Consider the following 15,874-nt stretch of genomic DNA (forward strand, 5'->3'; position numbering starts at 1 on the left):
CCCTCCTAACTGCGAAAACATCATCATATTCTTCATATACGTACTTAGAGATGCCTCAAGATACTTTAATAATTTACCACAGCTTCAAGGGGTTTGCAAGGATTGTTTACTCCTCTTTCAAGAAAAATACCTTGACATCTTGATAAAAAATCAAGGCTATAGTATAAGTAGGATTGGGTCGGATTGAATGATTTCTTTTAAAAAGAAGGGTCTTATAGTAAAATAGTGATAACTCAGGGCAATTTCTCAAAAAGGGGGAACCAATGTGTCCATTGAACTTAGAACGAAATACGGACAAATTGATATATCAAATGAAGTCATTGCAATGGTGGCAGGAGGCGCTGCGATCGATTGCTATGGTATTGTTGGCATGGCGTCCAAAAATCAAATAAAGGACGGCTTGACGGATATTCTCCGCAAAGAGAACTTCAGCCGGGGTGTTCTTGTGCGTCAAAAAGAAGATCGCATTCATATTGATATGTACATCATCGTCAGCTACGGTACAAAAATATCAGAAGTCGCACATAATGTTCAAACGAAAGTCAAATATACGATTCATCACACGATTGGACTTTCAGTTGACTCAGTCAACATTTATGTACAAGGAGTAAAAGTTACGAACCCGTAGTAAGGAGGAAATATATTGTCTATTAGAAATCTGGGTGGCCGCTCATTTGCAAAAATGATTCTTGCAGGTGCTCACCATCTTTCTCAAAACGCACAAATTGTTGATGCGTTAAATGTTTTTCCAGTGCCAGACGGAGACACGGGGACAAATATGAATTTGTCAATGACTTCAGGGGCAAAAGCAGTTGAAGAAACAAATACCGATCACATTGGTAAGGTCGGGGTGGCTCTGTCGAAAGGGCTGTTAATGGGGGCAAGAGGAAACTCAGGTGTGATCCTGTCTCAGCTCTTCAGAGGTTTTAGCAAAAATATAGAACAAAAAGAAACAATTGATGCAAAAGAATTTGCGCTTGCCTTGCAGGCCGGTGTTGATACAGCATATAAAGCCGTCATGAAACCGATTGAAGGAACCATCTTAACGGTTGCAAAAGACGCAGCAAAGAAAGCGGTTGCTGTTTCAGCAACAGAAGACCAAATCGATCGTGTGCTTGAATTAACGATTGAGGAAGCAAGAGCATCACTAGACCGCACACCAGATCTCCTTCCTGTTTTAAAAGAAGTCGGCGTTGTAGATAGCGGCGGTAAAGGACTTCTTTGTGTATATGAAGGTTTCCTTGCTTCATTAAGAGGAGAAGAGCTTCCTCCTAAAACGGCCTCTTTGCCAACATTAAAAGAATTAGTGAGTGCAGAGCATCATAAAAGTGCACAAAGCCATATGAACACAGAAGATATTGAATTTGGCTATTGTACAGAATTTATGGTGAAATTCGAAGAAGACAAACAGTCCTTTGACGAAAATGCCTTCAGAGAAGAATTAAGCGAATTCGGAGATTCACTTCTTGTGGTATCTGATGATACGCTTGCAAAAGTTCATATTCATGCAGAGCAGCCAGGAGATGTCTTATCATATGCACAGCGCTACGGCAGCTTAATTAATATGAAAATTGAAAACATGAGAGAGCAGCATAGCTCGATCGTCAATGAAGAAAAAGATCACTCGCCTGCTGCACCAAAAGCAACAGCTGCTGAAAAACAGCGTTTTGGAGTAGTGAGTGTCGCAATGGGAGAAGGGATTGCTGACTTGTTTAAAAGTATCGGAGCATCCGTCGTCATTGAAGGCGGACAGACAATGAATCCGAGCACAGAAGACATTGTCAAAGCAATTGATAGCATTCATGCCGAAACCGTCTTTATCTTACCTAATAATTCTAATATTGTCATGGCAGCTAAACAGGCGGCAACTGTCTCAAGTCGTGAGGTCGTTGTTATTCCGACAAAGACCGTTCCTCAAGGAATGTCGGCACTTCTTTCTCTAAATGAAGCAGCTTCAAATGAAGACAATGAAGCAGCGATGTTAGAAGCGATTGATCATGTGAAAAGCGGTCAAATTACCTTTGCAGTGAGAGATACTCAAATTGATGGGATCGACATTGCCAAAGGCGATTATATGGGCCTATACAATGGAAAAATCACCTTAACAGCTAAAAATCAATTAGATGCAGCAAAAGAGCTTTTGACCCAAATGGTGACAGAAGATGATGAGATTGTCACAATCATCAAAGGGGAAGATGCATCATCTGATGAGATGGAAGCTTTAGAAGCATATATTGAAGAAACATTTGAAGATGTAGAAGTTGAAGTCCACGATGGAAAACAGCCGCTTTATTCATATATTTTGGCTGTTGAATAAAGAAAGAAGGGCACATGAAGCCCTTCTTATTCTTTTGCATTTTTTTACTATGTGTTCATTCGTGAAATGAGTTGCGGGAATCGAATGAATCCATTAGTCTAAAGGGAGTAACAAACCAATGTGATTGGTGATGAGAGGGGAAGACCTATGAAATTTAGAAGTGTGTTTGATATTATTGGACCCGTCATGATTGGTCCATCAAGTTCGCACACGGCGGGTGCGGCTCGTATTGGAAGAGTGGCTCGCAGCTTGTTCGGAAGAGAACCGAAACGAATTACTGTATCGTTTTATGGCTCTTTTAAAGATACGTATAAAGGACACGGGACAGATGTAGCCATTATCGGCGGTGTTCTTGACTTTGATACATTTGATGAACGAATTAAAACAGCGATCGATATTGCAAAAAGCAAAGAAATCGACATTGAGTTTAAAGAAGAAGATGCGGTGCCAGCGCATCCAAATACAGCAAAAGTAGAAATTTCAGATGCGAATGGAAGCCTTGAATTAATCGGGATTTCCATTGGTGGAGGTAAAATTGAAATCACAGAATTAAATGGCTTTGAACTGAGACTCTCAGGGAATCACCCGGCCATTCTTGTGGTTCATAACGACCGTTACGGGACGATTGCAGCAGTTGCCAATGTGTTAGCGAAATTCGCCATCAACATTGGTCATATGGAAGTGGCACGTAAAGAGGTCGGGCAAGAAGCACTCATGACGATTGAAGTGGATCAAAATATTGATCCAGCGGTTTTAACAGAGCTTGAGACGCTGCCAAACATTATTCAAGTCACACAAATTGCAGAGTAACAACAAGGAGGTTATGTATGATGTTTAAAAACGTCAAAGAACTCGTGCAGCTAACAGAAGAACGGAATACCTCCATTTCAGAAATTATGATTACTCAAGAAATGGAAGTGACAGGGAAGTCACGTGAAGACATTTTCTCGCAGATGTACCGCAACCTAGAAGTGATGGAACAGGCCGTTGAAAACGGACTGAAAGGTGTGAAATCATTATCTGGTTTAACAGGCGGGGATGCGGTGAAACTTCAAGCATATATCGCATCAGGCAAAACATTGTCTGGTCATACCATTTTAGATGCTGTCAGTAAGGCAGTGGCAACAAATGAAGTGAACGCAGCAATGGGAACGATCTGTGCAACGCCTACAGCTGGCTCAGCAGGTGTTGTGCCAGGAACGCTCTTTGCGGTGAAAGAAACATTAAAGCCAACAAAGGAACAAATGGTCAGATTCCTATTTACATCTGGTGCATTTGGTTTTGTTGTCGCCAATAACGCAAGTATCTCTGGTGCAGCAGGCGGCTGTCAGGCAGAAGTAGGATCTGCATCAGGTATGGCAGCAGCAGCCATTGTAGAAATGGCAGGCGGTACGCCGCAGCAATCCGCTGAAGCCATGGCCATCACCCTAAAAAATATGCTAGGTCTTGTTTGCGATCCAGTCGCAGGACTTGTGGAAGTGCCATGTGTGAAACGAAACGCAATGGGCGCTTCTAATGCGATGATTGCAGCAGATATGGCACTTGCCGGCATTACAAGCCGCATCCCTTGTGATGAAGTCATTGATGCGATGTACAAAATTGGTCAAACGATGCCAACCGCTCTTCGTGAGACCGCACAAGGCGGACTAGCTGCAACACCGACAGCAAGGGAGCTTGAAAAGAAGATTTTCGGAGGTGTGACCTCATCTCGTGATACAGAAATTGCAAGATAAGATCTCTGCCTTGAAAGGGATTGGAGAAGAAACAGAAAAAACACTAAATGAACTTGGAATCTACACAGTAGCCGATTTACTCGGCTACTTTCCTTATCGATATGACGACTATGAGCTTCGCAACTTAGAAGAAGTCAGGCATGACGAACGTGTCACAGTTGAAGGAAAAGTGCACAGTGAGCCCGTTCTCACCTATTATGGAAAAAAACGAAGCAGGCTGACATTCAGGCTGCTTGTCGGTCGTTTTTTGATTACAGCCATATGCTTCAATCGCCCTTATTTAAAACGAAGTCTTGTTTTAGGCGATACGGTATCCGTCACAGGGAAGTGGGATAAAAACCGGCAATCCATTATGGTTCAGGAATTTAAAAAAGGAACACACGAACAAGATGGCAGTATAGAACCTGTTTATTCGGTCAAAGAAAATGTAACCGTGAAAATGATGAGGCGTTTTGTGAAACAAGCGTTGTCACTCTATGTAGATCATGCAGAAGATCCACTGCCAAAGCAGCTTGTAGCTGCTTATAAACTCATGTCTTATCAAGAAGCACTAAAAACCATTCATCTCCCTGAAACGAGAGACTCGCTCAAGCAAGCAAGACGACGCTTCGTGTACGAGGAATTTCTCATCTTTCAGCTGAAGATGCAGGCGATCAGAAAAAAAGAACGAGAAAAAACATCAGGCATCCAGCATCTGTTCTCAAAAGAGGCGGTCTTTGAGTTTGTTCATAGCCTGCCGTTCCCGTTGACAAAAGCACAATCAAGAGTGCTGGATGAAATTATGTCAGATATGGCATCCCCGTACCGGATGAACCGGCTTCTTCAAGGGGATGTTGGATCGGGGAAAACAGCTGTAGCGGCAATTGCCCTTTATGCCGCTCATTTATCCGGCTTTCAAGGTGCGCTGATGGTGCCAACTGAAATCTTGGCTGAACAGCATGCCGATTCACTGTATCAACTATTTGAAAAATGGGGACTAAATATTGCTCTTTTGACAAGTTCAGTGAAAGGCAAGCGCCGCAGAGAACTGCTTGAACGTCTGAAAGAGGGCGAAATCGATATATTAGTCGGTACGCATGCCCTTATCCAGGACGAAGTGGAATTTCAGCAGCTTGGTCTTGTTATTACAGATGAACAGCACAGGTTCGGCGTGGAACAGCGGAAAAAACTCCGAAGCAAAGGGCAGGACCCAGATGTTTTGTTTATGACCGCAACGCCTATTCCAAGAACGCTTGCCATCACAGTATTTGGAGAAATGGACGTTTCTGTCATTGATGAGCTGCCAGCTGGCCGAAAGCAGATTGAAACGTACTGGGTGAAGCATGACATGCTTGAGCGGATTCTTGCTTTTGTTGATAAAGAGCTGAGAAAAGGCAGACAAGCGTATATTATTTGTCCACTTATAGAAGAATCAGACAAACTGGATGTCCAAAATGCGATTGATGTTCACAGCATGCTGACAGAGGCGTATCGCGGAAAATGGTCGATCGGCTTAATGCATGGGAAACTTGCAAGTGATGAAAAAGATCAAGTGATGAGAGATTTCACTTCCAATGAAGTGCAAATCCTTGTGTCAACGACAGTTGTTGAAGTTGGAGTCAACGTGCCAAATGCGACCATCATGGTCATTTATGATGCGGACCGTTTTGGACTGTCACAGCTTCATCAGTTAAGAGGCCGAGTCGGACGCGGAGAGCATCAATCTTTTTGTATTTTAATGGCGGACCCTAAATCAGAGACCGGTAAAGAGCGCATGCGGATCATGTCTGAAACAACAGATGGCTTTGAACTGTCTGAAAAGGACTTAGAACTAAGAGGCCCTGGCGACTTCTTTGGCAAGAAACAAAGCGGAATGCCTGAATTTAAAGTGGCAGATATGGTTCATGACTATAGGGCGCTTGAAACCGCTAGAAAAGATGCGGCAGAGCTCGTGCAGTCTGAAGCCTTTTGGACAGACCCTGAATACAAAGAACTTAGGCAAACACTCGTAGACAGCGGTGTGCTCGGCGGAGATAAATTGAGCTGATCAAGTGCTGGAGGAATTTTCTTGTCTTTTTGAAACAAGGATTGATTTATCATCTATGAGATTATATACTACTATTAGTACCTAGTCATAAATGTACGGATGGTGTCTGCATATGAAACTAAATAAAAAAGAACGACAAAGGCTTCTCCAGCAAACGATCAGCTCGACTCCGTTCATTACTGATGAAGAATTGGCAAGTAAGTTCGGTGTAAGCATTCAAACAGTTCGTCTTGACCGTTTGGAGCTGTCAATCCCTGAGTTACGCGAACGAATTAAGCACGTGGCCGAAAAGACATTAGAGGATGAAGTGAAGTCTCTTCCGCTGGATGAAGTTATTGGAGAAATGATTGATGTAGAGCTTGATGATCAAGCGATTTCCATTTTTGAAGTAAGAAAAGAGCATGTATTCAGCCGTAACCAAATTGCCAGGGGACATCATCTTTTTGCCCAGGCAAATTCGCTGGCAGTAGCCGTCATCGACGATGAACTGGCTTTGACAGCAAAAGCAAATATTAAGTTTACAAGGCAGGTCAAACAAGGCGAAAGAGTCGTCTCAAAAGCCAAAGTTGCCTCACATGATAAAGAAAAAGGCAGAACGGTAGTTGAAGTAAACAGCTATGTAGGTGAGGAAGTTGTCTTCTCAGGCGATTTCGTCATGTATCGCTCAAAACAAAAGTAAAAGGTGGCACATAACATGAGAATTGCAGTCGATGCAATGGGGGGAGATCATGCCCCTAAAGCCATTATTGACGGTGTGCAAAAAAGCTTAGAAGCATTTTCAGATATCGAGATTACACTAGTCGGCGATGAAAGCAAGATCAAATCATACATAACAAATCATGAACGCATCACTATCTTAGATGCAAAAGAAGTCATTGAACCAACGGATGAGCCAGTGCGTGCAGTGAGACGTAAAAAGGATTCTTCTATGGTGAAAATGGCGCAGGAAGTTTCAGAAGGAAGAGCAGATGCCTGTATTTCAGCTGGAAATACTGGGGCTCTCATGACAGCAGGCCTGTTTATCGTAGGCAGAATTGATGGCATTGACAGACCAGCACTTGCTCCGACGTTGCCAACACTTGATGGCAGCGGGTTCTTATTGTTGGATGTCGGCGCAAACGTTGATGCAAAGCCAGAGCATCTTGTGCAATATGCCATGATGGGATCTATTTACGTAGAGCATGTCTTCCCGAAGAGCAATCCACGCGTTGGACTTTTAAATGTCGGGACAGAAGATAAAAAAGGCAACGATTTAACGAAAAAAACCTTTGAATTATTAAAAGCATCAGATTTGAATTTCGTAGGAAATGTAGAATCGCGTGACTTATTAGAGGGTGTAGCTGATGTCGTTGTCACAGATGGTTTCACTGGGAATATCGCCCTTAAAACGATCGAAGGCACAGCCCTTTCTGTTTTTAAAATGCTGAAAGAAACCTTAACATCCAGCTTCACAGCTAAAATAGCAGCAGGTATGATGAAGCCAAAATTAATGCAGATGAAATCTAAAATGGATTACTCCGAATATGGTGGTGCCGCATTATTTGGTTTAAAAGCACCCGTTATTAAAGCGCATGGTTCCTCTGATGAAAATGCGATTTTTCATGCCATTCGTCAGGCGCGCGACATCGTTAAAAAAGACGTTTCAGCTATCATTCATCAAGAAGTTCAAAAAGAAGACACGAATGAGTCGTAATGGAGGTAGAGCAGCATGAGTAAAATTGCTTTTTTATTCCCAGGCCAAGGCTCTCAAAAAATTGGCATGGGAAAAGATTTATTTGACCAAGAAGCAGCATCTAAAGCTGTGTTTGAAGAAGCAGATCAGACCCTTGGTTTTGATTTATCTTCAATGATTTTTGAAGGAGATGCAGAAGAACTGACGCTGACATATAATGCACAGCCAGCTCTTTTAACGACAAGCATCGCGATCTTAAAGAAATTTGAAGAGAGCGGAATCAAAGCAGATTATGCAGCAGGGCACAGCCTGGGTGAATATACAGCCCTTGTTGCAGCGGGAGCTCTTTCGTTTAAAGATGCCGTTTTCGCAGTGAGAAAGCGCGGCGAATTAATGAATGAAGCCGTTCCAGCAGGAGAAGGCGCAATGGCGGCGATTCTTGGCTTAGACCAAGCGGCGCTTGTAGAAGTGACAAAAGAAGTGACAGAAAGCGGTCATCTTGTAGAACTTGCGAACTTAAACTGTCCGGGCCAAATCGTCATCTCTGGTACAGCAAAAGGTGTGGAACTTGCATCAGAGAAAGCGAAAGAAAAGGGCGCAAAACGTGCAATTCCACTTGAAGTGAGTGGACCTTTCCATTCTGCATTAATGAAACCAGCAGCTGAAAAATTCACAGATGTATTATCTAAATTAGACATTTCTGATGCCGCGACGCCAGTCATTTCAAACGTAACAGCAGACATCGTGACATCACGTAATGAAATTGAAACGAAGCTGATTGAACAATTGTATTCTCCTGTTCGATTTGAAGAAAGTGTAGAACGCCTGATTGACTTAGGTGTGACAACATTTATTGAAATTGGTCCTGGTAAAGTGCTCTCAGGTCTTGTGAAAAAAGTCAATCGCCGCCTGACGACCATTTCCGTATCAGATCAAGAAACAATTGAAGCAGCCATTCAAACACTCAAGGGGGATTCTTGATGCTTACAAATAAAACAGCCGTTGTCACAGGTGCATCTCGCGGTATTGGTCGTTCGATTGCGATCGATTTGGCGAAAAAAGGTGCCAATGTTGTGGTGAACTATTCAGGCAACGAAGCAAAAGCAAATGAAGTCGTAGATGAGATCAAAGCACTTGGCCAGCAGGCTTTTGCTGTCAAAGCGGATGTGTCAAATGCAGAAGAAGTACAGGCATTAATGAAACAAGCCGTTGATACATTTGGTTCAATCGACATTCTTGTGAATAATGCTGGAATTACAAAGGACAACCTGCTCATGAGAATGAAAGAAAATGAATGGGATGATGTCATTAACATAAACTTAAAAGGTGTCTTCAACTGTACAAAAGCTGTGACACGTCAAATGATGAAACAGCGCAGCGGAAGAATCATCAATGTAGCATCTGTTGTCGGCGTTTGCGGAAACCCTGGACAAGCAAACTACGTTGCAGCAAAAGCTGGTGTGATCGGTTTAACGAAAACAACAGCGAAAGAGCTGGCCAGCCGTCATATTACAGTCAATGCCGTAGCACCAGGCTTTATTTCTACTGATATGACTGACAAGCTTGATGAGAATGTTCAAACAGAAATGCTGAAGCAAATCCCGCTCGCACGCTTTGGTGCGCCTGAAGATATAAGCAACGTTGTTGTCTTTTTAGCTTCAGAAGGAGCAGGTTATATTACAGGCCAAACCATCCAAGTGGATGGCGGAATGGTTATGTCCTAAGAAATATCAAAATTTCGTTACGTTTTCTCTAGTTTTTTAAAAACGAATCAACTATAATACTTTGAGGGGAGGTGAAAGGCAATGGCAGACGTATTAGAGCGTGTATCAAAAATTATTGTAGACCGCCTTGGCGTTGATGAGGCTGACGTGAAAATGGAAGCTTCATTTAAAGAAGATTTAGGCGCTGATTCCCTTGATGTAGTTGAGCTAGTTATGGAACTTGAAGATGAGTTCGATATGGAAATTTCTGACGAAGATGCTGAAAAAATTGCAACAGTCGGTGACGCTGTGAACTACATAAATAGCCAGCAATAAGCGTAACAAAGTCCCGTCTATTTTCATGGCGGGACTTTGAAAATTTATGTTAGTTTCAACATATTCAGCTGATCAATTGTCAGCCTTTTTCAGATGCTAAGGAGCACGGTTTCCTTGCATGTAGAAAGAGAGACTCCATATAATCAGTATCCTTAAAGGCGATGACGCCTACCTGGAGGTTGCTATGCCAAAACACTATAAAGACAAACAGAAACAGAGCAAAAAACTAGAGCAATTCAGAGAATTTCAGCAGCGCATTTCTGTACACTTTAAAAATGAAAAACTACTCTATCAAGCCTTTACACATTCCTCTTATGTGAATGAGCATCGGAAAAAACCTTATGAGGATAATGAAAGACTTGAATTTTTAGGGGACGCTGTTTTAGAATTAACGATCTCACAGTTCTTATTTGCAAAGTATCCAGCCATGAGCGAGGGAGATTTAACAAAACTGAGAGCGGCGATCGTATGTGAGCCATCACTTGTGTCATTAGCACATGAGCTGTCCTTCGGAGACCTTGTTCTTTTAGGAAAAGGGGAAGAAATGACAGGCGGCAGAAAGCGTCCGGCACTCTTAGCAGACGTATTTGAGGCGTTTATCGGAGCGCTTTATTTAGATCAAGGACTTGAGCCTGTTGAACGATTCCTAGAAGCCTATGTGTACCCGAAAATTAATGACGGGGCATTCTCACATGTCATGGACTTTAAAAGCCAGCTTCAAGAATTTGTTCAGCGAGATGGAAAAGGTGTACTTGAATACCGAATCCTGCATGAAAAAGGCCCAGCACATAACCGGGAATTTGAAGCCAATGTATCCCTTAGAGGAGAAGTGCTCGGAATTGGAAATGGCCGTTCAAAAAAAGAAGCGGAACAGCATGCTGCACAGGAAGCACTTGCTAAATTACAGAAACATCATATGAACCAATAAAATCCCCCTCGTGATTCAGGGGGATTTCACTCTGTTTTCCATCATCTTTTTTCAGTTCATATGGTAAGATAATAGTACTTTAAATACATAAGGAGGATCACTCTCATGTTCCTCAAACGTTTAGACGTGATAGGATTCAAATCTTTCGCACAGCGGGTGACTGTAGACTTTGTCAAAGGGGTTACAGCTGTTGTTGGACCAAACGGAAGCGGCAAAAGTAATATTACTGATGCGATCCGCTGGGTACTTGGAGAGCAATCAGCAAAAAGCCTCCGCGGAGGAAAAATGGAAGACATCATTTTTGCAGGAAGTGACTCAAGAAAACGAGTCAACTTAGCAGAAGTGACATTAACGCTCGATAACGAAGATCACTTTTTGCCGATCGATTTTCACGAAGTCAGTGTGACAAGAAGAGTCTATCGTTCTGGAGAAAGTGAATTTCTCATTAACAATCAATCTGTCCGCTTAAAGGATATTATTGATCTTTTCATGGATTCAGGTCTTGGAAAAGAAGCTTTTTCGATCATCAGCCAAGGTAAGGTAGAAGAGATTCTATCGAGTAAAGCTGAAGAAAGACGTAGCATCTTTGAAGAAGCAGCTGGTGTCCTGAAATATAAAACAAGAAAGAAAAAAGCCGAGAATAAACTGTTTGAAACGCAGGACAACTTAAACCGGGTAGAAGATATTCTGCATGAACTAGAAGATCAAGTAGAACCACTAAGAATGCAGGCATCTATTGCAAAAGACTATTTGCAAAAGAAAGAAGAACTTGAAAATGTAGAAATTGCTCTCACCGTCCATGATATTGAAGCACTGCACAAAAAATGGACAACACTTGGTGAAGCTGTCGAGCGGTTCAAACAAGATGAAATGAAGCAGTCCACAGACATTCAAGCGAAGGAAGCCAAAATCGAAGAATCGAGAGACCGTATTCAGGCGCTTGACGATTCGATTCATGACCTTCAAGAAGTCCTCCTTTTCACAAGTGAAGAACTAGAAAAGCTTGAAGGGAAAAAAGAAGTTCTAAAAGAACGGAAAAAAAATGCGGCCGCTAACCAAGGTCAGCTAGAAGATACGCTCGTGCGTTTAACCGAAAAACAGGCGTTGTTAACGGAAAAGATTGAACAGCAGAAAGTCACACGTGACAGCCTGCAAACAGAAGTGCAGCAGCTAAAAGATGAAGTGAAAACAAAACAGCATCAGCTGTCTCTTCATAGTGAAGATGTGGAAGGGCAAATTGAACAGCTGAAAAGCGATTATTTTGACCTATTAAACGAGCAAGCTTCTATCCGAAACGAACGTACATTACTAGAAGAACAGCAGCGCCAAGCTGCCTTGCAGCTAGAGCGGTTAACGCAAAATAATCAGAAACATATCGAAGAACGGGTATCTGTGAAGGAAAAGAAAACAGAAGCCGAGAAGCAACTTTCAGAACGAGAAGAAGACATTTTGGCTCAGGTGAAACGCTTTAGAGAAGCGGAACAAAAGCTAGAGCAGATGAAACGTCAATACGAGAAAAAAGAAACGGCACTTTACCAAGCCTATCAATATGTACAGCAGGCAAAATCTAAAAAAGAAATGCTTGAATCCATGCAGGAAGACTTCTCAGGATTTTTCCAAGGAGTGAAAGAGGTTTTAAAGGCAAAGGACCGGTTAGGCGGTATTCACGGGGCGATTGCAGAGCTGATTCAAACAGAGCAGCAACATGAAACAGCGATTGAAATTGCACTTGGCGCAGCCACGCAGCATGTCGTTACTGAAAATGAAGCGGCTGCCAGACAGGCCATTGGATACTTAAAGCAGCATTCCTTTGGGCGTGCGACCTTCCTGCCAATGAACGTCATCAAAGAACGAACCATTCAGTTCAGAGATATTCAAACAGCTGAGCAGCATGACGCATTTATCGGCGTAGCGAGTCAGCTCGTTTCCTTTGATGAAAAGTATGAAAAAGTCATTCGGAATTTGCTTGGAACGGTCCTAATCGTGAAAGACTTAAAAGGTGCCAACGAGCTAGCGAAAATGCTTGGACATCGTTATCGTATCGTGACCCTTGATGGGGACGTGGTGAACCCAGGCGGTTCAATGACTGGGGGAGGCGTAAAGAAAAAGAACAATTCCCTCCTCTCCAGAAACCGAGAGATTGAAACATTAACAAAGCAGCTCGTTGAAATGGAAGAAAAAACAACGATCCTTGAAAAAGAAACAAAAGAAACGAAGCAATCGATTGCCGAAAGCGAAGTCCAATTAAATGAATTGCGTCAGCGCGGCGAAATGCTTCGAGAAAAGCAGCAAGAGTTAAAAGGGACATTATATGAACTGCAAGTAGCTGAAAAAAATATTAACGCTCATCTAGAGCTCTATGATCAAGAAAAAGAAGAGTTGCAGCAGCGCTCTAGCGAACTTGCGAGCAAGGATAAAGAGCAGGCAGCCCTTGAAACATCTATAGGTGAGAAACTGACCTCTCTTGACGAAGAGATCAACACGTTAACAAAACGGAAGCAGACCCAAAGCTCAACGAAAGAAACCATTTCTTCCGAATTAACAGAGCTGAAAATCTCGCTTGCCAAAAAAGAGCAGTCTTTAGCAAATGAACAAGAAAAACTGTCGAGCTTAACGGCTGAATTAGAAGAGGCTGAAAAGACGCTGACGGAAACAAAAGAAGATTTGTCCCTCTTAACAAGTGAAATGTCATCCAGCTCAAGCGGCGCCGAACAACTGGAAGAAGCGGCAAAAGAGAAACTGGAGCATAAAAACAAAACGACAGCGCTTATCTCAGAGCGACGCAAACAGCGCCTGGCTCTTTCTGAAACATTAGAATTCGCTGAACGTGAACTGAAAGAGCAAAAACGCCTGTATAAACAGCTCACGACAAGCTTAAAAGATGAAGAAATCAAGCTTGGCCGCATGGAAGTTGAACTTGATAACCTCATCGCCTATTTAAACGAAGAGTATGCCCTTTCGTTTGAAGGAGCAAAAGAAATGTATCATCTGACGCTATCGCCGGATGAAGCAAGAAAACGCGTGAAATTGATCAAACTAGCCATTGAAGAGCTTGGAACAGTGAACTTAGGCAGCATTGACGAGTATGAACGTGTGAATGAACGTTTTCTCTTCTTAACTGAACAGCGCAATGATCTGACAGAAGCGAAAAATACGTTATTCCAAGTCATTGAAGAAATGGATCAGGAGATGACGAAACGTTTCTCTGAGACATTCTCTCAAATCCGCGGGCATTTTGAATCTGTTTTCCAAGCATTATTTGGCGGAGGAAGAGCAGACCTTAAGTTGACAGATCCAAACGATTTACTAAACTCAGGTGTCGATATTGTGGCGCAGCCGCCGGGGAAAAAGCTGCAAAATCTAAGCCTGCTTTCAGGCGGAGAAAGAGCATTAACAGCCATCGCTTTATTATTCTCGATCTTAAAAGTGAGACCAGTTCCATTCTGTGTGCTAGATGAGGTAGAAGCGGCACTTGATGAAGCGAATGTGTTCCGCTTTGCCCAGTATTTAAAGAAATACAGCCAAGAAACACAGTTCATTGTGATTACACATCGAAAAGGAACCATGGAAGAAGCAGATGTTCTGTACGGTGTCACGATGCAGGAGTCAGGTGTCTCAAAACTGGTATCTGTCAAACTAGAGGAAACGAAAGAGCTTGTCCAGTAATTAAAGGAGGTTTTTGAACCCATGAGCTTTTTTAAGAAATTAAAAGAAAAATTTACGCAGCAAACCGATTCAGTATCAGAAAAGTTTAAAGATGGACTTGAAAAAACGAGAAATTCGTTTCAGGGAAAAGTAAATGAACTCATTTCTCGCTATCGTAAAGTGGATGAAGACTTTTTTGAAGAACTAGAAGAAGTGTTAATCGGTGCGGATGTTGGTTTCACGACTGTGATGGAACTGATTGATGAGCTGAAAAAAGAAGTGAAATTAAGAAACATTCAAGACCCAAGTGAAGTACAAGCAGTCATCTCTGAAAAACTCGTGGAGATTTACAATAGCGGTGAGGAACAAATCTCTGAACTGAACATTGAAGACGGCCGTTTAAATATTATTTTATTCGTAGGCGTGAACGGTGTCGGTAAAACCACAACCATTGGTAAGCTGGCAAACAAGCTAAAAAATGAAGGGAAATCCGTCATTTTAGCAGCAGGTGATACGTTCCGTGCGGGGGCGATTGAGCAGCTTGAAGTATGGGGCGAGCGCTCTGGTGTTCCTGTCGTTAAACAAACAGCAGGCTCTGACCCGGCAGCGGTCATCTATGATGCTGTTCAATCAGCTAAAGCCAAAAAAGCAGATGTCTTGATCTGTGATACAGCAGGCAGACTGCAAAACAAAGTCAACTTGATGAAAGAGCTAGAGAAGGTCAAGAGAGTCATTGAGCGCGAAGTGCCCGATGCACCGCACGAAGTACTGCTTGCCCTTGATGCGACAACGGGTCAAAATGCGATGGCGCAAGCGAAGGAATTTTCTAAAGCGACAAACGTGACAGGTATCGCTTTAACAAAGCTTGACGGTACTGCAAAAGGCGGGATTGTTCTTGCCATTCGCAATGAGCTCAACATCCCTGTAAAACTTGTCGGATTAGGTGAAAAAGTAGACGATCTGCAAGAGTTCGATGCTGAATCGTATGTGTACGGATTATTCTCAGACATGATTGATCAAGAAGACTAATCAAAATGCCGGCAAAACTGCCGGCTTTTTTATTTAAATATCGCCGCAGGAAGTGACAAGATAAAAACTTGACACATAGATCAGAACCGTGTAAACTTAGTTGTTGTAAAGGGAATGAACTTAACAAAGGGGAGAGAGCCCATGACGCTTGAAAAGACAACGAGAATGAACTACTTGTTTGATTTCTATCAATCGTTGTTGACCGCAAAACAAAAGAGCTACATGTCGCTTTACTACCTAGACGATTTTTCCCTCGGTGAAATTGCGGATGAATATGAAGTATCAAGACAGGCTGTTTATGATAATATTAAACGGACTGAAGCGATGCTTGAACAATATGAAGAAAAGCTGCTCTTGTTTAAGAAATTTAAAGAGCGTAAAGAACTTCTCACAAAAATGAGAGAGCTTGTAGCAGATTCCGCGCAAAAGGAAGAAGCAGAAGCTTTAATTGAATCGCTTGAGAAATTAGATTAGGAGGCGGCACA

Annotated in this window: 14 protein-coding genes; all 14 read left to right on the top strand. The window is 42.5% G+C overall.

The window, feature by feature from the left end:
* Positions 1-265 precede the first annotated feature (265 nt).
* The 14 genes from NST24_RS07835 (at position 266) to NST24_RS07900 (ending at position 15,863) form a co-directional block, all read left to right on the top strand.
* Complete coding sequence (locus NST24_RS07835; RefSeq protein WP_008344871.1) at positions 266-628, top strand: Asp23/Gls24 family envelope stress response protein; 363 nt, start codon at positions 266-268, stop codon at positions 626-628.
* Positions 629-643: 15 nt separating this feature from the next.
* Entirely contained in the window at positions 644-2,317 is a 1,674-nt protein-coding gene (locus tag NST24_RS07840; RefSeq protein WP_017367228.1) for a DAK2 domain-containing protein, read from the top strand.
* A 147-nt stretch (positions 2,318-2,464) separates the two neighbouring features.
* Positions 2,465-3,127 carry an L-serine ammonia-lyase, iron-sulfur-dependent subunit beta gene (gene sdaAB / locus NST24_RS07845; protein WP_017367229.1) on the top strand — a complete coding sequence of 221 codons (663 nt, stop codon included), beginning with the start codon at positions 2,465-2,467 and terminating at the stop codon, positions 3,125-3,127.
* A 20-nt stretch (positions 3,128-3,147) separates the two neighbouring features.
* The gene (gene sdaAA, locus NST24_RS07850; RefSeq protein ID WP_024720342.1) at positions 3,148-4,050 is read left to right on the top strand and encodes an L-serine ammonia-lyase, iron-sulfur-dependent, subunit alpha; all 903 of its coding nucleotides are present in this window, start codon (positions 3,148-3,150) and stop codon (positions 4,048-4,050) included.
* On the top strand, positions 4,028-6,076 hold the full coding sequence (gene recG, locus NST24_RS07855; RefSeq protein ID WP_342462509.1) for an ATP-dependent DNA helicase RecG: 2,049 nt from the start codon (positions 4,028-4,030) through the stop codon (positions 6,074-6,076). The genes sdaAA and recG overlap by 23 nt, the downstream gene beginning before the upstream one ends.
* Before the next feature lie 112 nt (positions 6,077-6,188).
* Positions 6,189-6,755 (top strand): transcription factor FapR, encoded by a 567-nt coding sequence (gene fapR / locus NST24_RS07860; RefSeq protein WP_008344859.1) that lies wholly within the window; start codon positions 6,189-6,191, stop codon positions 6,753-6,755.
* 15 nt (positions 6,756-6,770) lie between these two features.
* On the top strand, positions 6,771-7,769 hold the full coding sequence (gene plsX, locus NST24_RS07865) for a phosphate acyltransferase PlsX (protein WP_342462510.1): 999 nt from the start codon (positions 6,771-6,773) through the stop codon (positions 7,767-7,769).
* Between the two features lie 15 nt (positions 7,770-7,784).
* Positions 7,785-8,729 (top strand): ACP S-malonyltransferase, encoded by a 945-nt coding sequence (gene fabD, locus NST24_RS07870; RefSeq protein WP_046343522.1) that lies wholly within the window; start codon positions 7,785-7,787, stop codon positions 8,727-8,729.
* On the top strand, positions 8,729-9,472 hold the full coding sequence (fabG, locus tag NST24_RS07875; protein ID WP_008344855.1) for a 3-oxoacyl-[acyl-carrier-protein] reductase: 744 nt from the start codon (positions 8,729-8,731) through the stop codon (positions 9,470-9,472). Before fabD ends, fabG begins: the two co-directional genes overlap by 1 nt.
* An 81-nt stretch (positions 9,473-9,553) precedes the next feature.
* Positions 9,554-9,787 carry an acyl carrier protein gene (acpP, locus tag NST24_RS07880; protein ID WP_003212028.1) on the top strand — a complete coding sequence of 78 codons (234 nt, stop codon included), beginning with the start codon at positions 9,554-9,556 and terminating at the stop codon, positions 9,785-9,787.
* A gap of 184 nt (positions 9,788-9,971) precedes the next feature.
* A complete protein-coding gene (gene rnc / locus NST24_RS07885) occupies positions 9,972-10,715 on the top strand; it encodes a ribonuclease III (protein ID WP_017367233.1) in 744 nt (247 codons plus the stop codon).
* A gap of 105 nt (positions 10,716-10,820) precedes the next feature.
* On the top strand, positions 10,821-14,381 hold the full coding sequence (gene smc / locus NST24_RS07890; RefSeq protein WP_046343525.1) for a chromosome segregation protein SMC: 3,561 nt from the start codon (positions 10,821-10,823) through the stop codon (positions 14,379-14,381).
* A 21-nt stretch (positions 14,382-14,402) separates the two neighbouring features.
* Complete coding sequence (ftsY, locus tag NST24_RS07895; protein WP_017359097.1) at positions 14,403-15,389, top strand: signal recognition particle-docking protein FtsY; 987 nt, start codon at positions 14,403-14,405, stop codon at positions 15,387-15,389.
* Between the two features lie 141 nt (positions 15,390-15,530).
* Positions 15,531-15,863, top strand: a complete 333-nt coding sequence (locus NST24_RS07900) for a putative DNA-binding protein (protein ID WP_008344844.1) — start codon at positions 15,531-15,533, stop codon at positions 15,861-15,863.
* The last annotated feature ends 11 nt before the right edge of the window (positions 15,864-15,874 follow it).

Source organism: Bacillus sp. FSL R5-0286 (assembly GCF_038593245.1).
GTDB classification, from domain to species: domain Bacteria; phylum Bacillota; class Bacilli; order Bacillales; family Bacillaceae; genus Bacillus; species Bacillus altitudinis.

Bases quoted from the DNA above. Each gene is read 5' to 3' on its own strand.
- sdaAB (WP_017367229.1), top strand. From the start codon at position 2,465: ATGAAATTTAGAAGTGTGTTTGATATTATTGGACCCGTCATGATTGGT.
- sdaAA (WP_024720342.1), top strand. From the start codon at position 3,148: ATGTTTAAAAACGTCAAAGAACTCGTGCAGCTAACAGAAGAACGGAAT.
- fapR (WP_008344859.1), top strand. From the start codon at position 6,189: ATGAAACTAAATAAAAAAGAACGACAAAGGCTTCTCCAGCAAACGATC.
- plsX (WP_342462510.1), top strand. From the start codon at position 6,771: ATGAGAATTGCAGTCGATGCAATGGGGGGAGATCATGCCCCTAAAGCC.
- fabD (WP_046343522.1), top strand. From the start codon at position 7,785: ATGAGTAAAATTGCTTTTTTATTCCCAGGCCAAGGCTCTCAAAAAATT.
- fabG (WP_008344855.1), top strand. From the start codon at position 8,729: ATGCTTACAAATAAAACAGCCGTTGTCACAGGTGCATCTCGCGGTATT.
- acpP (WP_003212028.1), top strand. From the start codon at position 9,554: ATGGCAGACGTATTAGAGCGTGTATCAAAAATTATTGTAGACCGCCTT.
- rnc (WP_017367233.1), top strand. From the start codon at position 9,972: ATGCCAAAACACTATAAAGACAAACAGAAACAGAGCAAAAAACTAGAG.
- smc (WP_046343525.1), top strand. From the start codon at position 10,821: ATGTTCCTCAAACGTTTAGACGTGATAGGATTCAAATCTTTCGCACAG.
- ftsY (WP_017359097.1), top strand. From the start codon at position 14,403: ATGAGCTTTTTTAAGAAATTAAAAGAAAAATTTACGCAGCAAACCGAT.
- NST24_RS07900 (WP_008344844.1), top strand. From the start codon at position 15,531: ATGACGCTTGAAAAGACAACGAGAATGAACTACTTGTTTGATTTCTAT.